The organism is Rhodopseudomonas sp. BR0M22, assembly GCF_010907035.1.
In the GTDB taxonomy this organism is placed as follows: domain Bacteria; phylum Pseudomonadota; class Alphaproteobacteria; order Rhizobiales; family Xanthobacteraceae; genus Rhodopseudomonas.
Genome location: NZ_QUMK01000003.1, coordinates 74967 through 97395, shown reverse-complemented (window position 1 = coordinate 97395; position 22429 = coordinate 74967). Strand labels below are relative to the sequence as shown.

Here is a 22429-nt window from a genome sequence, read left to right as displayed (position 1 = left end):
AATGACCGTGACGCGGGACAAATTCGGCAGGCCGATCGTGGTCGTCACCGGCATGGGCGTGGTTACCTCGCTCGGCGCCGGCAAGACCGACAACTGGACCAAGCTCACCGCCGGCGAATCCGGCATCCGCACCATCACCCGCTTCCCGATCGACGGGCTGAAGAGCACGATGGCCGGCACCGTGGACTTCGTCCCGGTCGAGCCATTCTCCTCGGTCGTGCTCGGTGAAAAGCTCGCCGACCTCGCCACCGAAGAGGCGATCGCGCAGTCCGGCATCGGCAGCAAGGGCGACTTCCCCGGCCCGCTGTTTCTCGCGGTCGCGCCGGTCGAGCTGGAATGGCTGCCGCGCCAGGAATTGGCGCGCGCCACCGGCGCCAACACTGAGATCGATTACGACGCCCTGCTCCGCGTCAGCGGCGGCGGCGCATTCACGCAATATCACCGCCGCTTCCTGTTCGGCTCTGTCGCCGATCATCTCGCCGACACCTTCGGCACCAAGGGTTCGCCGATCTCGCTGTCGACCGCCTGCGCCTCCGGTGCAAGCGCGATCCAGCTCGGCGTCGAAGCGATCCGGCGCGGCGAAGCCGATGCAGCGCTATGCGTCGCGACCGACGGCTCGGTCAACGCCGAAGCGCTGATCCGGTTCTCGCTGCTGTCGGCGCTGTCGACCCAGAACGATCCGCCGCAGGCGTCCTCGAAGCCGTTCGCCAAGAACCGCGACGGCTTCGTGATGGCCGAAGGCGCCGGCGCGCTGGTGCTGGAGAGCTACGAGTCGGCGGTGGCGCGCGGCGCATCGATCCTCGGCGTGATCGCCGGCTGCGGCGAACTCGCCGACAGCTTCCACCGCACCCGCTCGAGCCCGGACGGCAAGCCGATCATCGGCTGCATCAACAAGACGCTCGCCGATGCCGGCATGAGCGTCGATCAGATCGACTACATCAACGCCCACGGCACCGGCACGCCCGAGAACGACAAGATGGAGTATCTCGGCATCTCCAGCGTGTTCGGCGAGCGGGCTTCGTCGCTTCCGGTGTCGTCGAACAAATCGATGGTCGGTCACACGTTGTCGGCGGCCGGCGCCGTCGAAGCGATCTTCTCGCTGCTGACGCTCGAGCATCAGCGGATTCCGCCGACCATCAATTACGATGTGCCTGATCCGGCAATTCCGCTCGACGTGGTGCCCAATCAGGCCCGCGACGCCCGCGTCACGACCGTGATGTCGAACTCGTTCGGATTCGGCGGCCAGAATGCGTCGTTGATTCTGACCCGCGAACCGACCTGATTGCCTCTCGGTCGCAGTTCCGGCCGCCGCGGTTGACGCCGCGGCCGCCAGCGGCGATACGCAGGGCGCAAGCCTCCAACCGTTCGGACGAACCCCATGCGCGCGCTCACCCTCGTTGCCGATCGCAATCTCGTGGTCGCCGACCTGCCGTCGCCCCCGCCCCCGGCGGCCGGCGAAGTGCAGGTCCGCATCGCCGCGGTGGCGCTCAACCACATCGACGTGTGGGGCTATCGCGGCATGGCCTTCGTCAAGCGCAAGCTGCCGATCGTGGTCGGCGCCGAAGCCTCCGGCACCATCGAAGCGGTCGGTGACGGCGTCACAGCGTTCAAACCCGGCCAGAAGGTCGTGATGTACGGCGCGCTGACCTGCGGCCACTGCAAAGCGTGCCAGGAAGGCCGCGACAATCTCTGCGAAAACGTCGGCGGCCTGATCGGCTTCCACGTCGACGGCTTTGCGCGCGAGCTGATGAACATCGCCGCACGGCTGGTGATTCCGGTGCCAGACGGCGTCGACCTGCGCGACGCCGCCTGCGCCCCGATCGCGTTCTCGACCGTGCAGCACATGCTGTTCGACAACGCCAAGCTGCAGCCGGGCGAGACCGTGCTGGTGCATGCCGGCGGCTCCGGCATCGGCACCGTCGCGATCATGATGGCGAAGGCGATCGGCTGCACGGTGATCACCACCGTCGGCGACGATTCCAAGATCGAAGGCGTCAAGAAGCTCGGCGCCGATCACGTCATCAACTATCGCCAGGACCGCTTCGAGCACGAGTGCCGCAAGATCACCAAGAAGAAGGGGGTCGACGTGGTGTTCGAACACGTCGGCGCCGACACCTTCAACGGCTCGCTGCTCAGCCTGAAGCGCGGCGGCCGACTGGTGACCTGCGGTTCGACCTCGGGCCCGACCACCACCCTCAACCTGATGCAGCTGTTCCAGCAGCAGTACAAAATCTTCGGCTCGTTCGGCGCGACGATGAAGAACATCGCCGAAAGCCTCGACAAGATGGCGGCCGGCATGCTGCCGGTGATCGACACCGAAGTGCCGCTCGACGACGTCGGCGCCGCGCTGAAGCGGATGGAAAGCCGTCAGGTGTTCGGCAAGATCATCGTCCGGTTCTGATGAAGGTCGCCCTGTATCGCGCTAAGCTGCGCGCCCAGCGCGCGGCCAAGGACGTCGTCGGCAAGATCGTCGGGCCGGTGGCGATCGGCGCGCTGCATCTGGCGCGGAAGTTCGATCCGGACAAGAGCGCCAGGCTGTTCGGCGCGGTCGCCCGCAAGTTCGGCCCGTTGCTTCCGGAACAACGGATCGGCCGCGACAATCTGACCGCGGCGTTTCCCGAGAAATCGCCCGAGGAGATCGAAGCGATCCTCTCCGGCGTGTGGGACAATCTGGGGCGCGCCGTCGCCGAATTCGCGCATCTGGATTCGGCGTGGGACTATGACGTCGACCATCCGGAGCGCAGCCGCATCGAGATCACGCCGCGGTCGCTCGAACTGTTCGAAAAGCTGCGCGACGACGGCAAGCCGGCGCTGATCTTCGCCAGCCACCTCGGCAATTGGGAGCTGCCCGCGGTCGCCGCCGTCTCGCACGATCTCGACACCGCAGTGCTGTACCGCCGGCCGAACATCGAAGCCGCCGACCGTATCGTCGAGGAAATCCGTTCGGTGAAGATGGGGCAGCTCGTCGCCGCCGGCTCCAGCGCGCCGTTCAAGCTGGCGAAGGCGCTGCAGGACGGCAAGCACGTCGGCATGCTGATCGATCAGCACTTCACCAAGGGCGTCGACGTCACCTTCTTCGGGCGCACCGCGAAGGCCAACCCGCTGCTCGCCAAGCTGCTGCGGCAGATCGAATGCCCGCTGCATGGCGCCCGCGTCATCCGCCTGCCCGACGGCCGGTTCCGTGCCGAGCTCACCGAAGAGATCGAGCCGATCCGCGATGCCGACGGCCGGATCGACATCCAGGGCACGATGCAGGCGTGCACCTCGGTGATCGAAAGCTGGATCCGCGAAACGCCCGAGCAATGGCTTTGGCTGCACCGCCGGTGGCGCTAGGCATCCGCGTAGTCGGCGCTTAGTACGTTCGCCTCCGTCCGATTGTCCGAGTTCCGCTTAGCTCACTCAATGTTCGCCCCATATCTGGGCCTGCCTTGGCTATCCAGGTCCGCTCGCGACGGCGCGCTCATTGCCCGAATGTCCGCGCTCACTGAGCAGATCTGCTCACATAGCGAAGCGCCTGGGCATCGAAGGAACCGGTAAACCCGATACTCCTGCGGCCGGCGGTCAGCTTGACCCATCCAGGTATTAACCTCACAGTGGCGCGCGCAAATCACTTTGCGGCCGTCCACCTGGATCGAGGAAATACATGGAACTTCCGAGGCGTGCCCGCGGTGATGAACTCCTGGTTCCCGGCAAGATGGCAGGCTTGCGCGCGCGCCTTCGCCGGCTCTCCGGGCAGCATGACCTGACGACCGTCATCGTCAGCGCTTTCGATCATCGCACCCGTGTCCTCCCCTTCGTGCTTGCGGATACCCGCATGGCGCCCGGCGGGGTCCGTGCGATCGGCTCCGCCCTCGCCGATGTCGGCTTCGACAAGACACGGATCGTGCTGCAGCAGTGGAACCGGAACTTCAGCCCGCTGCAGATGCGCCTCGACGGCCGCATCCCGGATCTGTTCCTGATCTCCAGCATGCATCTGCATTCGGCCGAATGCGATCGCCTGATCCGGGAGGCCTGCCAGATCGACCCGGATAAGCGCCCCCTGATCATGGTCGGCGGCCCGCGCATCCGCTACGAGCCGTGGCATGTGTTCAATGTCGGCCCGGGCGCGTCCGCGGATGTCGCCGTCAGCGGCGAGGAATACGTCTTCCTCGAACTGCTGGAAGTGCTGCTGTCGATGCGGGCGGCCGGGGAGTCGATGCGGTCGGTATTCCAGCGCGCCCGCGACGGCGGCGCGCTGGACGAGGTCGCGGGGCTCGTTTATGGCCGCCCCTCGCCGCGCGGCGATCGGATCGAGGAACTGGTCGACACCGGCGTGCAGCGCCTGCTCGGCGATCTCGACGAACTGCCCGACCCGGTGCACGGCTACAAGCTGCTGGAGCCGCCGAGCAACGGCGCCACGCTGGCGAGCCAGGCGCTGCCGGCCAATCGGGTGAAGCGCTACAGTCCGATCTCCAGCATCGTGATGACCGCGGGCTGCAAGTTCCGATGCTCGTATTGCCCGATCCCGGCCTACAACCAGTCGCAGTTCCGCGCCAAGAGCGGCGAGCGCATCGCCGAGGAAATCGGACAGATCGCCAGCACCTTCGGCATCTATCACTTCTTCGGCGCCGACGATAATTTCTTCAATGACACCAAGCGCACGTTGGACATCGCCGGGACGCTGGCGCGCAAGCGGTCGGAACGGCCGTTCTGCAAGGTGCGCCTTGGTACCGAAGTCACCGTGCACGACACCGTCGGGATGCGCGATCATCTGCCGTTGATCCGCGACGCAGGCTTCGCCGCGGTATGGCTCGGCGTCGAGGACATGACCGCAACGCTGGTCAAGAAGGCGCAGGACAAGGACAAGACCCAGCTCGCCTTCCGGCTGCTGCGCGAAAACAACATCCTGCCGATGCCGATGATGATGCACCACGACAGCCAGCCGCTGGTGACGTGGAAATCGAACTACGGCCTGATCAATCAGATCCGGCTGCTGCGGCAAGCGGGCTCGATCACCACCCAGGTGATGATGCTGACGCCCGCCCCCGGCTCGAAGTGGTACGAGAACGTGTTCCAGTCGGGCATGGCGTTCAGCCGCGCCGGCGACGTCACCGTCGAGCCGCACATCATGGACGGCAACTACGTCGTCGCATCGAAGCACCCGCGGCCCTGGCTCAAGCAGCTCAATCTGCTGATCGCCTACACCTACTTCTTCAACCCGATCCGCTTCCTCAGCGCGCTGGTGTTCTCGAAGTCCGCCGACGTGTTCTCCAGCGCCGAAACCCGCCCCGCCCACGAGGTCGCGCACTTCTCGCCCGCCAAGCGGATGCGGCGGCGGGCCTGGCTGAAATTCCGCGCCCACATCGTCGATGCCGGCGCGCAGATCTACGGCATGATCGGATTGGCCCAGACCTATCGGCGCACTGCCGGATGGGCGTGGCGGCTGCTGCGCGGCGATATCGAGCGGCACGACCGTGCGCCGGTCAGCCCGATCCCGATGCGCGGCGTCGGCGACAAACGGTCGGACCACGCGCTGCCGGGCACGGTCGATCTCAGAGACCTCGAACCGGCCGGTGGCATCGAGCCGCCGGCGCGGAAGGTGGCGAGCCGCTGATTGCTTGCGGGGCGCTCAGCGCCCCGTCTTCACCCGCGTCCACAGCCGGTTGATGCTGCGCTGTGTCGCCGGATCGCGCGCGGTGATGACGAACAACCGCGCCAGCGTCGCGTCGTCCGGATAAATCGCCTTGTCGTTCAGCACCCGCGGGTTGATGAACTCCTGGCTGGCCTTGTTGCCGTTGGCATAGGACAGGAAGTCGGAATTGCGCGCGGCGATGTCCGGCCGATACAGGAAGTTGAGCAGTTCATACGCTTCGGCGACGTTCTTGGCATCGGCGGGAATCGCCAGATTGTCGAAGAACATCTGCGCCCCTTCCTTGGGGATCGCATAGCCGATCTCGACGCCGTTATGGGCTTCGGCAGCGCGCGACTGCGCCTGCTTGATGTCACCCGACCACGCCACCACGAGGCAGATCTCGCCGGTCGCCAGCGCGCTCAGATACTCCGAAGAATGGAACTTGCGGACTGACGGCTGCACCTTGCCGACCACCTCGGCGGCCTTTTCGAGGTCGTCCTTGTTGGTCGAATTCGGATCGCGGCCGAGATAGGTCAGCGCCGCCGGCAGGATGTCGTCGGCGGAATCCAGCATGTGGACGCCGCAGTCCTTGAACTTCGCCAGGTTCTCCGGCTTGAAGATCATCTCCCAGCTGTCGATCACGGCACCCTCGCCGAGAATCCGCTTCACCGCAGCGACGTTGTAGCCGATGCCGGTGGTGCCCCACATGTAGTTGACGGCGAACTGATTGCCGGGGTCGTACAGTGCCAGCTTGTCGGTGACGAAATCCCAGGCGTTCTTCAGGTTGGGAAGCTTCGACTTGTCGAGCTTCTGGAACACGCCGGCTGCGATCTGCCGCTGCAGGAAGTACGCGGTCGGCACCACGACATCGTAGCCGGATTTGCCGGCGAGCAGCTTGGTTTCCAGCGTCTCGTTGGCGTCGAAGGTGTCGTACACCACCTTGATGCCGGTCTCGCGCGTGAAATCCTCGAGCACGCCCGGCGCGATGTAGTTCGACCAGTTGTAGAAATTGACGGTGCGGTCCTGCGCCGAGCCAGGCAGGATGAGCGACACCGACAACGCGATCCCCGCGCCCAAAGTCAGCAGTCGCCGCCGCATCGTGTCACGCATCATCAAATCCCTATCGCCCGTGAACCGCATCCGACAGGCGCTCGAGGGCGGTGTCGAGCGTCTGATCCTTTTTGGCGAAACAGAACCGCACCACGGAGGTGACCGGTTCTTCCTCGTAGAACGCCGACACCGGAATCGCCGCGACCTTGTAGTCGGTGACGATCCGCTTGCAGAACGCCTCGTCGGTCTCGTTGAGACCGAGCGGCGACAGATCGACGGTGAGGAAATACGTCCCCTGCGAGCGGATCACCGGAAAGCCGAGACTGGACAGCCCCTGCGCCAGCCGGTCGCGGCTGCGGGCCAGATCCTTGCGCATCTGCAGGAAGTAATCGTCGCACTTGCCGAGCCCGTAGGCGACGGCGACCTGCAGGTTCGGCGCCGTGGTGAACGCCAGGAACTGGTGCACCTTGGCGGCGACCCGCAGCAGCTTCGGTGCGGCGCAGACGAACCCGACCTTCCAGCCGGTGAGCGAAAAGATCTTGCCGGCGGAGCCGATCTTGATGGTGCGGTCGCGCATCCCCGGAATCGTAATCAGCGGGATGTGGCTGAGACCGTCGAAGGTGACGTGCTCCCACACCTCGTCGCAGATCGCCACCGCGTCGAATTCCTGGCAGAACCGCGCCAGCAATTCGAGATCCTCGCGCGGATAGACGACCGCGGCCGGGTTGAGCGGGTTGTTGAAGACGATCGCCTTGGTCTTGGCGTTGAACACCCGCCGCAGCGATTCCTCGGTGATCCGCCAATGCGGCGGCTCGAGCCGGACCAGGCGCGGAATCCCGCCGGCCTGGCGGATGATCGGAAGATAGGAATCGTACACCGGCTGAAACACGATGACTTCGTCGCCGGGCTCGACCACCGACAGGATGGCGCTCGCCAGCGCTTCGGTCGCGCCGGAGGTCACCATCACTTCGGTCATCGGATCGAGCTGGACGCCGTACCAGTGCGCGTAGTGAGTCGAGATCGCCTGGCGCAGCTCCGGCAATCCCATCATCGACGGGTACTGGTTGTAGCCGTTCAGCACGGCGTCCGCGGCGGCGCGGCGGATGTCTTCCGGCCCCGGATCGTCGGGAAAGCCCTGCCCCAGATTGATCGCGTCGTTGTCGCGCGCGAGCTGCGACATCGCCTCGAACACGGTGACGGGCAGATCGGCGAAGACCTTGTTGCTCATCGGATGACGGTCATGGTTCGGATCAATGACCCGGCTTGGTCGGCAAACCGGCCGCCTTCCAGCCGAGGATGCCCCCGGCAAGATGCCGGGTGTAGGCGAGGCCCGCGGCTTGGGCGGCCATCGAGGCGGTGACCGAGCGCTTGCCGGAGCGGCAGGCAAATACGACCTGCTTGCCGGCCGGATCGGGGATCGCCTTGGGGTCGAAGGTCGACAGCGGAACCACCACGGCGTCGGGATAGGCCTCCACCGCCACTTCGTTCGGCTCACGAACGTCGACCAGCAGATAGCGCCCATCGGCGATGCCCTTGGCGACGTCCTGCGGTGTCAAATCTTCAACCTGGCCTACCACTCTCAAATCTCCCGCGATCGCACTGCCCGGATCGATGAGCGCAACACCGAGAACGAGGCTCGACGATTGCGGCGCCAGCGTTGCGCCTAGCGCGAGGAAAATCAAGCTCTGCAGCGTCTTGGCGGCCATCTTTGCTGGATAAGCGAACCGAGGCGGGAAATCACCGCCGCTTTGGTCGAAGCTCTCGGGCCGCCCCGATCAGATGGTGACCTGGGCCCCGACCTCGACCACTCGCCCGGTCGGGATCTGGAAGTAGTCGGTGGCGTCGTTGGCGGACTTCGACAGCGCGATGAACAGGTCGGTTTGCCACTTCGGCATCGCCGACCGGGCCGCAGGCTTGAGCGACCGGCGCGACACGAAGAACGAGGTCGACATGATATCGAACGACCAGCCGAGCTCGCGCGCCAGCACCAGCGCCTTCGGCACGTTCGGGCTCTCCATGAAGCCGAAGCGCAACCGGACTTTGCTGAACTTATCGCTGACCCGCTCCAGCCGGATTCGATCCGCGGGATCGACACGCGGCGTATGGACGGTCTCGATCGTCAGGACGACATTGTGCTCGTGAAGCACCTTGTTGTGCTTCAGATTGTGCAGCAGCGCCGGCGGAACGAACTCGGCATCGGCGGTGAGAAACACCGCAGTGCCCTTCACGATGTGCGGCGGATGCTTCTCCAGGCTCGCGATCAGATCGTCGAGCGGCACTTCGGCGCGGCGCGCCTTGATCGTCAGCACGCCGACACCGCGCCGCCAGATCCAGATCAACAGCGCCAGAGACAGACCGAACAGCAGCGGCAGCCAGGCGCCTTCGAGCAGCTTCATCAGATTGGCGCTGAAGAACATCGTGTCCACGAGCACGAACGGCACGATCAGCAGCGCCGCAGCCGCCGCGCTCCATTGCCACAGCTTCCAAATCACCACGAAGGCCATGATGCCGTCGACCACCATGGTGGTCGACACTGCGATGCCGTAGGCGGAAGCCAGCCCGCTGGATGTCTGGAACACCAGCACCAGCAGCAACACGCCGACCAGCAGCATGGCGTTGACGCGCGGCAGATAGATCTGCCCGGCGTGCGTCTCCGAGGTATAGCGCACTTCGAACCGGGGCAGCAGACCGAGCTGAACCGCCTGGCTGATCAGCGAGAACGCGCCGGTGATCACCGCCTGACTGGCGATCACCGTCGCCGCCGTCGCCAGCAGCGTCAACGGCAGCACCATGCCGTCCGGCACCATCCGGTAGAACGGATTCTCCAGAGCCGCGGGATGCGCCAGCACCAGCGAGCCCTGACCGAAATAGTTGATCAACAGAGCCGGCAGCACGAAGCCGAGCCAGCCGGTCTGAATCGGGCCGCGGCCGAAATGGCCGAGATCGGCATAGAGCGCCTCGCCGCCGGTGACGGCCAGGAACACCGCACCCAGCGTCACCAGCCCGATCGTGCCATGGCTGGCGAGGAATTGCGCCGCATACCACGGGTTGATGGCGGCCAGCACGGACGGGTCGTCCATGATGTGCATCGCGCCGAGTGCGGCCAGCGCGGAAAACCACACCAGCATCACCGGGCCGAAGGCGCGAGCGACGACGGCGGTGCCGTGGCTCTGTACCGCGAACAGCGCCAGCAGGATCACCACCGTCAGCGGCACCACATAGGGCTCGAGCGCGGGAGCTGCGACCTTGAAGCCTTCGACCGCCGACAGCACCGAGATCGCCGGCGTGATCATCGAGTCGCCGATGAACATCGAAGCGCCGATCACGCCGAGCACCAGCAGCACTGTGCTGCGGCGGCCGAGCGCACGCTGTCCGAGCGCCATCAACGACAGCGTCCCGCCCTCGCCGTTGTTGTCGGCGCGCAGCAGCAGCAGAACGTATTTTGCGGTGACCACAATCAGCAGCGACCACAGGATCAGCGACAGAACGCCGAGCACCAGAACACGGCTGGCCGGGCCGCCATGGGTCGCACCGGCGACCGCCTCGCGGAAGGCGTAGAGCGGCGAGGTCCCGATGTCGCCGAACACCACACCGATTCCGCCGAGCGTCAGCGCCCAGAAACCGGTCTTGTCGGGGGCTTCGCTGGTCGCGGTGGCGATGGCCATGGCTGCGGTGAAACGCTCGATTCAGGTCCTGATCCGAACCTCCGCGACCGTCTCTGTGGAATTTTCGCTCGCACAGGCCATGCCGACCGCCAAGGCACCGACAAAACTAGCGGTGATGTCGTCGCCAACGCAACCGCGGCCCATGCGTTCCGACAATGTCGGACGCGGACGAGATCTGATCGTTTGCGGCGGGCGTCGGGAAAGCGCGCCACAGCCGGCGCGACAGGCGTGCTACGGCTTCAAGCCGGGCGGCAGCGCCGGACTTTCGCGCATCAGCGTGATCGTCACACGGCGATTGGCCGCGATCGACGGATCGTCGGGAAACAGCGGCTGACTGTCGGCCTTGCCGGTCACCGCGAAAATGTGCGAGCTCGGCAGCCCTTCCCGCTCCAGGATCTGGCGAACCGAATTGGCGCGATCCGACGACAGGTCCCAGCCGTTGTAGTCGCTGCGCTCCGGCAGCAGACCGGACGAGGTGTGACCGACGATGCTGACCCGCAGCGGCGTGGCGCGTAGCGGCACCGCGAGCCGCTGCAGCAGCAGCCGCGTCCGCTCGAACGGCACCTTGGAGCCGTCGGCGAACATCGAGCGGCCGTCCTGATCCATGATTTCGAGGTTGAGCCCCTGCTTGGTCTCCTCGAACATGATGTTCTTCGACAGCTCGGCGATCTCCGGCATGTTCTGCAGCGCCTGCCGCAGCGACGCCGACGCCATCGCGAACTCACGATCTTCTTTGGTGTTGATGCCTTCGTCGCGCGTCACCTCGCCGGGCGACGGCTTGGCGGTCGACAGCTCCGGATTGACGTGTTCGGTGTTCTTGACCTTGCCGCGGGTCGGCAGACCGTCGTTCTCGATGATGCCCGAATAGCGCGCATCGCTCTGCACGCCGAACGCCTCGCGCATCGAGCCGGCGACGATCATCAGCTTGGCTTTGTCCTGGGTCGAGAACGCGACGAGCATCACGAAGAAGCTCATCAACAGACCCATCAGGTCTGCGAAGGTGACGAACCAGCCGTGGCCGCCGGCGTGCTCTTCGGCTTTCTTCTTCTTGGCCATGGCCGTCCCTTCCGGCGATCGACAGAGGTCGGGTTAAGCCGGGACCGTTTCGTCTTCTTCCGAACGGTGCTTCTCGGGCAGATACGCCAGCAGCATTTCGCGCACGAGCGTCGGGCTCTTGGAGTCGCGGATCATCAGGATGCCGTCGATGATCAGCGTCCGGTTGGTTTCTTCGTCGATCTTCTTGGTGTGCAGCTTGTCGGCGATCGGCAGACAGAACAGGTTCGCGACCAGCGCGCCGTACAGCGTCGCCAGCAGCGCCGTGGCCATGAACGGGCCCAGCTTCGACGGGTCCGACATGTTGGAGAACATCTGCACCATGCCGATCAGCGTCCCGATCATGCCGAACGCCGGAGCGCAGTCGCCGATAGCGCGATAGATCTTGCTGCCTTCGTCGAGGTGCATCAGGAAGTTGTCGCGATCACGCTCGAGGTTATCGCGGATGAATTCGATGTCGTAACCGTCGGCCACGTAGCGAATGCCCTTGGCCAGGAACGGATCGTCGGCTTCAACCTTTTCCAGGCCGACCGGACCCGACTTACGGGCGATCTCGGCGATGTTGGCGAGTTCGTCGACCAGGTCGCGGGCCGACAGCCGGCTCATCGTGAAGGCGAATTTTGCGCCGAGCGGCAGACCGTGGAGCATCACGTTGAGTGGAAAGCGGATCATCGTGGCGGTCAGCGAGCCGCCGAAGATGATGATCATCGCGTGTTCGGAGATGAACATATGGACGTCGCCGCCCATCAGCATCATCACGGCAATAACTGCGATGCCGCCCACCAGGCCGGCTGACGTCATGATGTCCATTATTCACTCCGACGCAACCACTCGCGCACCAGCCAGCGCTGGCGGCGGCGCGGCACGTTCTGCGCTGCGCGGTTTCACCGTAAGCGGCGCGCCATTAAAGACGCGTAAAGTTAACCGGGGACTGGCGGGAATGCGGGGCCGCTAACCATCACGAAGCAACAAACTATTCACTTTTTGCCGACGCCCCTCGGGAATGTCCGAGGTTGAGGCGAGCAGTAAACGGCATCGGTCGCGAGGCTCCGCCGCAACGATCAGAGCCTTCAGGCTGCAGAATTCCGGTCTGCGGCCAGATCGCGAAACCGCGGCAAACGCCTCAGTTGAGCCGCACCGGACGGTCGTCGTCGCGTGAAATCGGCTCGGTCACGACCAGCGCCGGCTTCTGGCCGGGCGCGCTCCCGGCGGTCTTTTGCGCCGCCGCGGTGCGCTGATGGTCGCGATACGACCGCCAGCCGACCGGCAGGCTGAGCAGATACAGCACCGAACACGCCGACAGGATGTGCCAGGGGTAGCCGATCAGCAGCGCGATGAACAACACCACCGAGACGAACAGCGGCAGCACCATTTCGGGCGCCACCCGCATCTTCACCGTCTTGCCGGAGAACACCGGCAGCCGCGACACCATCAGGAACGCGATCAGCAGCGTATAGACCGCGGTCAGCACCGCCGGCGGGGTCGGCGCGCCGAGGAAGCCCATATAGACCGGCAGCAGCACGGTGATGGCGCCGGCCGGGGCCGGAACGCCGGTAAAGAAGTTGGCGGCGAAAGCCGGCTTGTTGGGATCGTCCATGGTGGCGTTGAACCGCGCCAGCCGGAGGCCGCCGCTGATCGCGAACACCATCGCGGCGATCCAGCCGACGTTGTTCAAATCGTGGAGCTGCCAGAAATACAGGATCAGGCCCGGCGCGACGCCGAAATTGACGAAATCCGCCAGGCTGTCGAGCTCGGCGCCGAATTTCGACTGGCCCTTGATCATCCGGGCGACCCGGCCGTCGATGCCGTCGAGCACCGCCGCGAACACGATCGCGGCGACCGCCAGCTCCATCCGCCCCTCGGTCGACAGCCGGATGGCGGTCAGGCCGGCGCAGATCGCCAGCAGGGTGATGACGTTCGGCACCAGCAAACGCACCGGAATCGGCCCGAACCGGCGACGCGGCGTCTCAGGGGAATTCAGATCGAAAGGCATCTGTCTCGCTCTCGTCTCGGAACCACCATCCTGCGCGGCCATCATGGCAACCTTCGGGCCGGTCGGACCCGATGTTAGTCGGTCCTGTAGGTCCGTCCAGTGTCGTTGCCCTTGAGGTCGGCCAGCACCGTCTCGCCGGCAATCGCGGTCTGCCCTTCGGCAACCAGCGGCTTGGTGCCCTCGGGCAGATAGACATCGAGCCGCGAGCCGAACCGGATCAGGCCGAAGCGCTCGCCGGCGACCAGCGGCTGGCCCTCACGGACGAACGACACGATCCGCCGCGCGATCAGGCCGGCGATCTGGATCACGCCGATCTGGCCGTGCTCGGTCGACAGCACCATCGAATTGCGTTCGTTGTCTTCGCTCGCCTTGTCGAGCTCGGCATTCACGAACTTGCCGGGCGAATACACGATCCGCTCGATCCGGCCGGCGACCGGGCTGCGATTCACATGGCAGTTGAACACGCTCATGAAAATCGAGACGCGCGGCAGCGGCTTGGCACCGAGGCCCAGTTCGGGCGGCGGAATGATGTCGACCACCATCGACACCCGGCCGTCGGCCGGTGATACCACCAGCCCTTCCCGAACCGGCGTGGTACGCGGCGGATTGCGGAAGAAATAGGCGCACCAGATCGTCAGCACGGTGCCGATCCAGCCGAGCGGCGACCAGATCCAGAACAGGATCAGCGTCGCCAGCGCAAAGCCGCCGACGAACGGATAGCCCTCCCGATGAATCGGCGGGATCTGGGCGCGGACGGAATTGACGATGGACATCGGGAGTCCCCTAACTTCGAAAGCCTATTACAACAGGGCGCTGCAACAACGATTACTCCGCCGCCGACGAAGTTGCCAGATCGTCGTCGGGCTTGGTCGGCCTGGCTGGCGCATCCGCAGCAAGATCCGACGCTTCCTGTTGACGAATCGGCGTTTCCTCTTCGCCGATCAACGCCAGCCGCTCACGCGCCTCTTCGGCCTCGCGCTGCCTGTTCCACATGCTGGCGTAAAGCCCGCCGGCCGCCAGCAACTGCGCATGGGTGCCGCGTTCGGCGATCCGGCCCTGCGCCAGCACGATGATCTCGTCAGCCCCGACGATGGTCGACAGCCGGTGTGCGATCACCAGCGAGGTGCGGTTTTGTGCCACACGCTCGAGCGCACCCTGAATCTCGTGCTCGGTGTGGCTGTCGAGCGCCGAGGTCGCTTCGTCCAGCACCAGAATCGGCGGCGCTTTGAGAACCGTTCGCGCAATGGCGACGCGTTGCTTCTCGCCGCCGGAGAGTTTCAGCCCCCGCTCGCCGACCTCGGTCTCGTAGCCCTTCGGCGAGGCCTTGATGAAGGCGTCGATCTGCGCGGTCTTGGCCGCCTCCTCCACCTCGGCGTCGGTCGCGTCCCAGCGGCCGTAGCGAATGTTGTAGCGGATGGTGTCGTTGAACAGCACGGTATCCTGCGGCACCATGCCGATCGCCGCGCGCAGCGACGTCTGGGTGACGTGCCGGATGTCCTCGCCGTCGATCGTAATCCGGCCGCTGGACACGTCGTACAGCCGGAACAAGAGCCGCGAGATCGTCGACTTGCCGGCACCCGACGGGCCGACGATTGCCACCGTCTTGCCGGCCGGGACTTCGAAGTTGAGGCCCTTCAGGATCGGCCGTGACGGATCATAAGCGAACTTCACGTCCTCGAACCGGACGGTGCCGGCGCTGACCACCAGCGGCTTGGCGCCGGCGCGATCCTCGACCTCCGGCTTGCGCGACAGCACCGCGAACATCTTCTCGATGTCGATGATCGCCTGCTTGATCTCGCGATACACCATGCCCATGAAGTTCAGCGGCTGATAGAGCTGAATCATCATCGCGTTGATCATCACGAAATCGCCGACCGTGTTGGTGCCGTTACGCACGCCGGAGGCGCACATCAGCATCGTCGCGGTCAGGCCGAAGGTGAAGATCACCGCTTGCCCGGCATTGAGAACCGCCAGCGACGTATAGGTCGAAACGCTGGCCTCTTCGTAGCGCTGCATCGACTTGTCGTAGCGCTTCGCCTCGCGCTCCTCGGCGCCGAAATACTTCACCGTCTCGTAGTTGAGCAGCGAGTCGATCGCCTTCTGGTTGGCGTCGCTGTCGGAATCGTTCATGCGGCGGCGAATGCCGATCCGCCATTCGGTCGCCTTGTAGGTGTACAGCATGTAGAACACCACGGTGACCATCACGGCCGCGACGTAGCGCCAGTCGAACTGCCACAGCAGCACCGCCATCACGAGCGACAGCTCGATGATCGTCGGCACCAGTTGCAGGATCACCATCCTGACGATCACTTCGATGCCGAGCCGGCCGCGCTCCAGCACCCGGGTCAGGCCGCCGGTCTTGCGCTCGAGATGAAACCGCAGCGACAGGTCGTGCATGTGCACGAAGGTGCGATACGCCAGCTTGCGCACCGCGTGCATAGCCACCTTGGCGAACACGCCGTCGCGCCATTGCGTCAGCACAGCCATCAGCGCGCGGATCAGGCCGTAGCTCGCGGTCAGCGCCAGCGGCGACGCGATCAGCCACAGCGTCCAGTTCGACGGCTCGAACGGTGCGGTGTCGGCCCCGGTCAGCGCGTCGGTCGCCCATTTGAAGGTGAACGGCACCACCAGCGTCGCCGCCTTGGCGGCGATCAGCAGCACGATCGACCACACCACCCGCATCTTCAGGTCGGCCCGGTCGCCGGGCCAGATGTACGGCCACAGATGCACGAGCGTGCCGCCGAGCGTCGCCTTCTGCGCGGTCGCGTCTTCCGGAATCGCGACAGGAGAGCCGCTGCTCGAATGCGAGTGAGGGTGAGCCATCAACAGGTGCCTGAGAGAGTCCGTGGGCCGAATCCGATCTCGCGATCGAAATCGCTCGCCGGGCTGGTCTTCATATAGTGTTTCACCTTCGCCTTGCACCCTGCGGCGAGGATTCTTTGCGTCATAACAGGCTGTTGCACGGGCATGGCGGTGCCCGTCTTGACGCTGTCATCCCGCGGTGCCACATCCGCCACCATGAGCGAGATCAAGACCGTCTGCGTCTATTGCGGCTCCGGACCGGGCAGCAATCCGCGTTTTCTCGAGGCCGCCACTGCGTTCGGCAAGGAACTCGCCGACAACGGCGTCGGCCTGGTCTACGGCGGCGGGGCGATCGGGCTGATGGGCGCGGTGGCCAATGCGGTGCTCGACCACGGCGGTTCGGTCACCGGAATCATTCCGGGCTTTCTCAGCGCCAAGGAGATCGCGCTCGGCCGCGTCTCCGAGTTGATCGTCACCGAGGATATGCACGAGCGCAAACGGCTGATGTTCGAGCGCTCCGACGCCTTCGTGGCTCTCCCGGGTGGAATCGGCACACTCGAAGAACTCGTCGAGCAGATGACCTGGCAGCAGCTCGGCCGCCATACCAAGCCGATCCTGATCGCCGATATCGACGGCTTCTGGCAGCCGCTGCTCGAATTGCTGGCGCACATGCGCAACACCGCCTTCATCCGCCCCAACCTCGCGGTCGAGGTGCTGAAGGCCGACAAGGTCGCGGACATCCTGCCGAAACTGCAGGCCGCTGCCGCTCCCGTGTCCGAGCGGGCGATGCCGCCGGAGATTGCCGAGCGGCTGTGAGCGCCCGCTCCGCCTCTCTGTGTTGAGGCTCTGCTCCCCATGTCGGCGCGGGTGAATGTCGGGCTGCTCGTAACGAGATACCTCACGCCCTCCGACAAACCATGACGATCTAAGGACTTGGCCCGAGTTGAGGCGGCGTTGCGGCGCGCCTAGCGTCGCACCGCAACAAACCTCGAATCGAGTCCGATATGTCCCAAGCCCGTGGCCGGTCCGCCAAAGCCCTCGCCTTTCTCGCCGCCTCGGCACTGGTCGTGATCGGCGGCGCGGCGCTGTGGATCGTCCAGCCGCCGGCTCTCGACCCCACGCTCAAAGCTGTCGATACCAAGGTCGATCCCGATCTGATCAAGCGCGGCGCGTACATCGCGCAGGCGGGCGACTGCGTCGCCTGTCACACCGCCCCCGGCGGCACGCCGATGGCCGGCGGTCTGAAGCTCGACACGCCGTTCGGCAGCCTGTGGTCGACCAACATCACACCCGATCGCGCCACCGGCATTGGTAACTGGACGTTCTCGGAGTTCGACCGCGCGATGCGCAAGGGCGTCGCGGCGGACGGCCACAACCTCTATCCGGCGATGCCGTATCCGTCCTACGCCAAGATCAGCGGCGACGACATGGCCGCCCTGTGGGCGTATCTAACCCAGGGCCTCGCGCCGGTGGCGCAGGCCAATCGCCCGCTGGAAATGAGCTTCCCGTTCAACATGCGGATCGGTCTCGCATTCTGGAACGTCGCGTTCCTCGATGCCTCGCCGTTTAGGTCGGAGCCGAACCAGGACGCGCTGTGGAATCGCGGCGCCTATCTGGTGCAAGGCCTCGGTCATTGCGGCGCCTGCCACACCCCGCGTGGTCTCGCCTTCCAGGAGAAGGCGATGAGCGATGCCGGACCGAACGGAGCCGACTATCTGGCCGGCGCCAAGGTCGAGCATTGGAACGCGCTGAACCTGCGCGGTCTGTGGACCGTGCCCGACACTGTCGAGATGCTGAAGACCGGTCAGAACCGCTTCGCCACCGCGGCCGGCGGCATGACCGACGTGATCCGGCACTCGACCCAGCACATGACCGATCAGGATCTCACCGCGATCGCCACCTATCTGAAGGCGCTGCCGACCGACCGGCCGGCGCCCGCGATCACCATGGCCGAAGTGCCGGCGTCGACCTACTCGACGCCGGGCGGCCTCGGCTACACGCAGTTCTGCGCTGATTGCCACCGCGGCAACGGCGCCGGCGTGCCGGGCGTATTTCCGCCGCTCGCCGGCAATCCGACGATTGCGGCCCAGGATCCGGCGACGCTGGTCCACATCACCCTCACCGGCTGGAAGACGACCGCAACCGCCGCGCATCCGCGGGTGTGGACAATGCCGTCGTTCGCCCGTCTGAACGATCGCGAGATCGCCGACATCCTCAGCTTCGTCCGCGCCAATTGGGGCGGCAACGCCAGTGCTGTCACCGCCGAGCAGATTGCCTCGGCGCGGGCCGCACTCGATCCGAAGATCGACACCTCGCGGTTCGAGACGCCGCGGATCGCCGATATCCTGTCGCAGCCGAACGCCGAGCAGCTCGTCCGCGGCATGCGGCTGAACGCCGAAACCCACACGCTGTTGCCGGACAATGTCGGCAACGACCTGAACTGTGCCTCGTGCCACCTCAACGCCGGCACCGTCGCCGATGGCAGTCCCTATGTCGGCGTCGCAGCGTTCTTCCCGAGCTACGCGCCGCGCGCCGGCCGCGTCATCACGCTGGAGGACCGCATCAACGGCTGCTTCCTGCGCTCGATGAACGGCAAACCGCTGCCGGTCGACGGTGCCGATATGAAGGCGATGGTGGCGTATTTCGACTGGATGCAGGGCTCGACCAAGCCGGAGGACAAGGTCGCCGGACGCGGCGTCGGCAAGGTCGATCAGTCGCTGGTGCCCAATCTCGACAACGGCAAGGAGATCTACACGGCGCGCTGCGCGGTGTGTCACGGCGATAACGGCGAAGGGCTGAAGGACGCGGCCGGCCGCGTGGTGTATCCGCCGCTGTGGGGGCCGCGCTCGTTCAACATCGGCGCCGGCATGGCCCGAACCTACACGGCGGCCGCTTTCGTCAAACGCAACATGCCGATCGCCAGCCACGACAAATTCCCGCTCGGCCAGGGCGAACTGACCGACCAGGAGGCAATCGACGTCGCCGCCTATTTCAGCCACATGGAGCGGCCGGACTTCCCCGGCAAGGTCAAGGATTGGCCGAAGAACCCGAAGCCGAAGGACGCGCGCTACTGATCGCACCGGCGCAACGGCCTCCCATCAACGTCCGCCGACCACCGGGCCGGGGTCAAAGATCTTGCCGGGGTTGAGAATGCCCTTGGGGTCGAGCGCCAGCTTGAGCGTCCGCATCAGGGCGATCTCGTTGGCGCTGCGGCTGACATAGAGATACGGCTTCTTCTCCAGGCCGACGCCGTGCTCCGCCGACACCGAGCCATTGCAGGCGGCGAGCGGCCGGTACACCAGCGCTTCGACTTTCGGCCGCAGCGCCAGATACTCCATCGGCTTGACCTGCACGACGACGTGCAGATTGCCGTCGCCGAGATGGCCGAAGATCCACAGCCGGTGCTCGCCGATTTCGCTTTCCAGCGTCTCCCGCAACGTCTCGGCATAGCCTTCCATCGCGGCGATCGGCAGCGAGACGTCGAACACGATCGGCAGGCCGCCTTGCAGCACCTGCCCGACGTCGTCGCGGAGCGCCCAGAACGAGCGGCAATCCTCATCCGATTGCGCGATCGCCGCGTCCGCGATCAGGCCGGATTCCAGCGCCGTCTCCATCGCCGCGGTGAAGCGCTGGCTGTCGAGGTCGAGATCGGAGCCCTGGCTTTCGACCAGCACGTAGTAAGCGTGGTCCTGCCCGATCGGCGGCCGTCCCTTGGCGGGCGCAGTGGTGATCAGCCGGTAGAACGACTGCCACATCACCTCGAAGGCCGACAGCGTGCCTCCGAGCGCGCGGTCGCAATGCTTCAGGAACTTCGCCACCGCATCGAAGCTGTCGAGACCGACGAACGCCATGTTGGTGGCGAGCGGCTTTTCGCGCAGCCGCAGCACCAGCCGCGTGATCACGCCGAGCGTGCCTTCCGAGCCGATGAACAGCTGCTTGAGATCGTAGCCGGCGTTGTTCTTGATCAGATGGTTGAGCGAGGACAGCACGGTGCCGTCGGCGAGCACCACTTCGAGGCCGAGGATCATGTCGCGCGTCATGCCGTAGCGGATCACGCGATTGCCGCCGGCATTGGTAGCGGCGTTGCCACCGAGCGTGGCGGTGCCGCGCGAGCCGAGATCGAGCGGAAACGCCAGATCGTGCTTGTCGACTTCGTCCTGCAGCGCCTGCAGCGGCACGCCAGCTTGCACCACCGCAGTCCGCTGCTTCGGGTCGATCTCCTCGATCGTGCGCATCCGCTCCAGCGACAGGATCACTTCGCTCGGCTCGGCGTCGGCGCCGTGAACGAGACCGGTCAGACCGCCATGGGTGACGACGTGAACGCCATTGGCGTGGCACCAGCGCAGGATCTCCGACACCTGCTGCGTCGAGGTCGGCCGCACTAGCGCCGCGGCCTTCAACGTATCGAACCGATAGGTGCCGGCGGAGCGCTTCGACAGCTCGGCGGCATCGAGCACGCCGCCGTCGCCGACGATGGTGCGAAGTGTGCCGACGATATCCAGGGTCATCGGCCGCTCCCTCAGATCAAGGCTTCGATCAACCGCGGGCCGCGCTGACTCATCGCCGAAGCGTATTGCGCGGAGAACTCCTCGGCGGTGGTGGCCCGGCTGGCTTCGACGCCGAGACCTTCGGCGATCTTCATCCAGTTCATTTCCGGATTGTGCAGATCGAGCATCGACAGCGCATTGGCGCCGGCGCCGGAGGCACCGACCCGCTGCAGCTCGATGTTGAGGATCGCGTAGGAGCGGTTGGCGTAGATCACCACGGTGACGTCGAGCTGCTCGCGCGCCATCGTCCAGAGTGCCTGCATGGTGTAGGCGGCGCCGCCGTCGCCGTGCGGACAGATCACCTTGCGATCCGGGGCCGCAATCGCCGCGCCGATCGCGAGCGGCAGCCCCTGCCCGATCGAGCCGCCGGTCAGCGGCAGATGGGTGTGCGGCCGTGCCTTCGGCAGGATCATCTGCAACGGCAGGCCGGACGTGTTGGCCTCCTCGGCGTAGATCGCGTGGTCGGGCGTCAGATGCGCGATCGCCTGCGCGACGCCGAGCGAATTGAGCTTGCCCTTCGGCAGGTCGGGCAACGCGAGCTGAGTGCGGGCGGCGGGCTGGGCCGGCGCGCCCACCGCGGCAGCGAGATCCTTCACTGCCTGCGCGCCATCCTCGTGCAGCTGCGCCAGATAATCGATCAGGCAGCCGTCCGGCGCGCCCCAGCTCGGCTTGCCGGGATAAGCAAAGAACGACACCGGCGGCTTGGCGCCGACCAGGATCAGTTGCTCGACGTCTTTGAGGAAGGCGGTGATCTGCTCCGAGAAATACGGGATACGCTCGAGCGGCACCCGGCCGGCGCCGAGCTCGGTCTGCGGCGCGAAGGTGTCGCACAACAGCCGGACGCCGGTCTTCGCCGCGACCCGTCCGGCCGCTTCCAGCGCCTCGCCGAGCAGCGCCGATCCGCGCAGCAGCAGCGCCGACTTTTTGCCGTTCGACAGCAGCTTGGCAATCGCCTCGACGGTGTCGGCCGCAACCTTGGCCGGACCGATCTCCGGCAGCTTGTGCGCCGCGCGCGCGGCCGGATTCCAGGCAACGTCCGCCGGCATGATCAGCGTGGCGATGCCGCCCGGCGCCGCGCAGGCCGCCTGCACGGCCCGCGCCGTATCGCTCGCCACCGCGCCGGCGCTCTTGGATTCATGGATCCAGCTCGACACCGGCCGGGCAAAGCCGGCGATGTCGGAGGTGAGCGGCGCGTCGTATTGCAGATGATAGGTCGCATGGTCGCCGACGATGTTGACGATCGGCGTCGCGGCGCGGCGGGCGTTGTGCAGATTGGCAAGGCCGTTGGCGAGGCCGGGGCCGAGATGCAGGAGGTTCACCGCTGGCTTGCCGGCGATCCGGCCGTAGCCGTCGGCAGCACCGGTGACCCCGCCTTCGAACAGGCACAGCACAGGCCGCATCCCGCTGACCGAATCCAGCGCCGCGACGAAGTGCATTTCCGAGGTGCCAGGATTGGCGAAACATACTTCGACGCCGCAATTCACCAGCGTCTGAACGACCGACTGCGCCCCATTGATCCCGTCCACGAGCATTCCCCCTGTGGCCGGCGTCGACTGCGCCGGGCTACGACCTGTTTGGGGGATATGTTGTCAGCGGGATGCGGCGATGACAACCGCGCTCAGGGCATTGTTTTCTCGTCATTGCGAGGAGCGAAGCGACGAAGCAATCCAGCTCGATGCACGGAGCTGGATTGCTTCGCCTTCGGCTC

Annotated in this window: 17 protein-coding genes; 6 read left to right on the top strand and 11 right to left on the bottom strand. The window is 65.6% G+C overall.

The window, feature by feature from the left end; all coding sequences use genetic code 11:
* Position 1: 1 nt before the first annotated feature.
* The 4 genes from DY468_RS01765 to DY468_RS01750 all read left to right on the top strand — a co-directional run bounded on the left by DY468_RS01765 (position 2) and on the right by DY468_RS01750 (position 5593).
* A complete protein-coding gene (locus DY468_RS01765) occupies positions 2-1282 on the top strand; it encodes a beta-ketoacyl-ACP synthase (RefSeq protein ID WP_164601814.1) in 1281 nt (426 codons plus the stop codon).
* Between the two features lie 96 nt (positions 1283-1378).
* Positions 1379-2401: a zinc-binding dehydrogenase gene (locus DY468_RS01760; protein WP_013503178.1), complete on the top strand. Its 1023-nt coding sequence runs from the start codon at positions 1379-1381 to the stop codon at positions 2399-2401.
* Positions 2401-3333: a lipid A biosynthesis lauroyl acyltransferase gene (locus DY468_RS01755; RefSeq protein WP_164601812.1), complete on the top strand. Its 933-nt coding sequence runs from the start codon at positions 2401-2403 to the stop codon at positions 3331-3333. Before DY468_RS01760 ends, DY468_RS01755 begins: the two co-directional genes overlap by 1 nt.
* Positions 3334-3814: 481 nt before the next feature.
* The gene (locus DY468_RS01750; RefSeq protein ID WP_246700846.1) at positions 3815-5593 is read left to right on the top strand and encodes a B12-binding domain-containing radical SAM protein; all 1779 of its coding nucleotides are present in this window, start codon (positions 3815-3817) and stop codon (positions 5591-5593) included.
* A gap of 15 nt (positions 5594-5608) precedes the next feature.
* On the opposite strand, the gene DY468_RS01745 is transcribed toward DY468_RS01750, so the two are convergent.
* From DY468_RS01745 to DY468_RS01705, 9 genes are all read right to left on the bottom strand, one after another.
* Positions 5609-6724, bottom strand: coding sequence for a polyamine ABC transporter substrate-binding protein (locus tag DY468_RS01745; protein WP_164601808.1), 1116 nt, complete (start codon positions 6722-6724; stop codon positions 5609-5611).
* A gap of 7 nt (positions 6725-6731) precedes the next feature.
* Positions 6732-7889, bottom strand: coding sequence for an aminotransferase (locus tag DY468_RS01740; protein ID WP_164601806.1), 1158 nt, complete (start codon positions 7887-7889; stop codon positions 6732-6734).
* Between the two features lie 22 nt (positions 7890-7911).
* Positions 7912-8238: a rhodanese-like domain-containing protein gene (locus tag DY468_RS01735; RefSeq protein ID WP_164601877.1), complete on the bottom strand. Its 327-nt coding sequence runs from the start codon at positions 8236-8238 to the stop codon at positions 7912-7914.
* A gap of 198 nt (positions 8239-8436) precedes the next feature.
* Complete coding sequence (locus DY468_RS01730) at positions 8437-10326, bottom strand: potassium transporter Kup (protein WP_164601804.1); 1890 nt, start codon at positions 10324-10326, stop codon at positions 8437-8439.
* A gap of 231 nt (positions 10327-10557) precedes the next feature.
* Positions 10558-11382 (bottom strand): OmpA/MotB family protein, encoded by an 825-nt coding sequence (locus DY468_RS01725; protein WP_164601802.1) that lies wholly within the window; start codon positions 11380-11382, stop codon positions 10558-10560.
* A gap of 33 nt (positions 11383-11415) precedes the next feature.
* Positions 11416-12189, bottom strand: coding sequence for a motility protein A (locus tag DY468_RS01720; RefSeq protein WP_164601800.1), 774 nt, complete (start codon positions 12187-12189; stop codon positions 11416-11418).
* A gap of 313 nt (positions 12190-12502) precedes the next feature.
* Positions 12503-13372: a CDP-diacylglycerol--serine O-phosphatidyltransferase gene (gene pssA / locus DY468_RS01715; RefSeq protein ID WP_164601798.1), complete on the bottom strand. Its 870-nt coding sequence runs from the start codon at positions 13370-13372 to the stop codon at positions 12503-12505.
* 74 nt (positions 13373-13446) lie between these two features.
* A complete protein-coding gene (locus tag DY468_RS01710; RefSeq protein ID WP_164601796.1) occupies positions 13447-14145 on the bottom strand; it encodes a phosphatidylserine decarboxylase in 699 nt (232 codons plus the stop codon).
* Positions 14146-14197: 52 nt separating this feature from the next.
* Positions 14198-16195 carry an ABCB family ABC transporter ATP-binding protein/permease gene (locus DY468_RS01705; protein ID WP_164601794.1) on the bottom strand — a complete coding sequence of 666 codons (1998 nt, stop codon included), beginning with the start codon at positions 16193-16195 and terminating at the stop codon, positions 14198-14200.
* A 195-nt stretch (positions 16196-16390) separates the two neighbouring features.
* Between DY468_RS01705 and DY468_RS01700 the strand changes: the two genes are divergently transcribed.
* Positions 16391-16990, top strand: a complete 600-nt coding sequence (locus DY468_RS01700) for an LOG family protein (RefSeq protein WP_164601875.1) — start codon at positions 16391-16393, stop codon at positions 16988-16990.
* Between the two features lie 188 nt (positions 16991-17178).
* Positions 17179-19248, top strand: a complete 2070-nt coding sequence (locus tag DY468_RS01695; protein ID WP_164601792.1) for a c-type cytochrome — start codon at positions 17179-17181, stop codon at positions 19246-19248.
* 24 nt (positions 19249-19272) lie between these two features.
* On the opposite strand, the gene DY468_RS01690 is transcribed toward DY468_RS01695, so the two are convergent.
* Both DY468_RS01690 and DY468_RS01685 read right to left on the bottom strand, forming a co-directional pair.
* Positions 19273-20682 (bottom strand): FAD-binding oxidoreductase, encoded by a 1410-nt coding sequence (locus DY468_RS01690; protein WP_164601790.1) that lies wholly within the window; start codon positions 20680-20682, stop codon positions 19273-19275.
* 11 nt (positions 20683-20693) lie between these two features.
* Positions 20694-22253, bottom strand: coding sequence for an acetolactate synthase large subunit (locus DY468_RS01685; RefSeq protein WP_164601788.1), 1560 nt, complete (start codon positions 22251-22253; stop codon positions 20694-20696).
* Positions 22254-22429: the final 176 nt, after the last annotated feature.

Coding starts and splice junctions, on each gene's coding strand:
- DY468_RS01725 (WP_164601802.1), bottom strand. CDS start 11,382: ATGGCCAAGAAGAAGAAAGCCGAAGAGCACGCCGGCGGCCACGGCTGG.
- DY468_RS01720 (WP_164601800.1), bottom strand. CDS start 12,189: ATGGACATCATGACGTCAGCCGGCCTGGTGGGCGGCATCGCAGTTATT.
- DY468_RS01710 (WP_164601796.1), bottom strand. CDS start 14,145: ATGTCCATCGTCAATTCCGTCCGCGCCCAGATCCCGCCGATTCATCGG.
- DY468_RS01690 (WP_164601790.1), bottom strand. CDS start 20,682: ATGACCCTGGATATCGTCGGCACACTTCGCACCATCGTCGGCGACGGC.
- DY468_RS01750 (WP_246700846.1), top strand. CDS start 3,815: ATGGCGCCCGGCGGGGTCCGTGCGATCGGCTCCGCCCTCGCCGATGTC.
- DY468_RS01700 (WP_164601875.1), top strand. CDS start 16,391: ATGAGCGAGATCAAGACCGTCTGCGTCTATTGCGGCTCCGGACCGGGC.
- DY468_RS01695 (WP_164601792.1), top strand. CDS start 17,179: ATGTCCCAAGCCCGTGGCCGGTCCGCCAAAGCCCTCGCCTTTCTCGCC.
- DY468_RS01685 (WP_164601788.1), bottom strand. CDS start 22,253: ATGCTCGTGGACGGGATCAATGGGGCGCAGTCGGTCGTTCAGACGCTG.
- DY468_RS01705 (WP_164601794.1), bottom strand. CDS start 16,195: ATGGCTCACCCTCACTCGCATTCGAGCAGCGGCTCTCCTGTCGCGATT.
- DY468_RS01765 (WP_164601814.1), top strand. CDS start 2: ATGACCGTGACGCGGGACAAATTCGGCAGGCCGATCGTGGTCGTCACC.
- DY468_RS01730 (WP_164601804.1), bottom strand. CDS start 10,326: ATGGCCATCGCCACCGCGACCAGCGAAGCCCCCGACAAGACCGGTTTC.
- DY468_RS01760 (WP_013503178.1), top strand. CDS start 1,379: ATGCGCGCGCTCACCCTCGTTGCCGATCGCAATCTCGTGGTCGCCGAC.
- DY468_RS01745 (WP_164601808.1), bottom strand. CDS start 6,724: ATGATGCGTGACACGATGCGGCGGCGACTGCTGACTTTGGGCGCGGGG.
- DY468_RS01740 (WP_164601806.1), bottom strand. CDS start 7,889: ATGAGCAACAAGGTCTTCGCCGATCTGCCCGTCACCGTGTTCGAGGCG.
- DY468_RS01755 (WP_164601812.1), top strand. CDS start 2,401: ATGAAGGTCGCCCTGTATCGCGCTAAGCTGCGCGCCCAGCGCGCGGCC.
- pssA (WP_164601798.1), bottom strand. CDS start 13,372: ATGCCTTTCGATCTGAATTCCCCTGAGACGCCGCGTCGCCGGTTCGGG.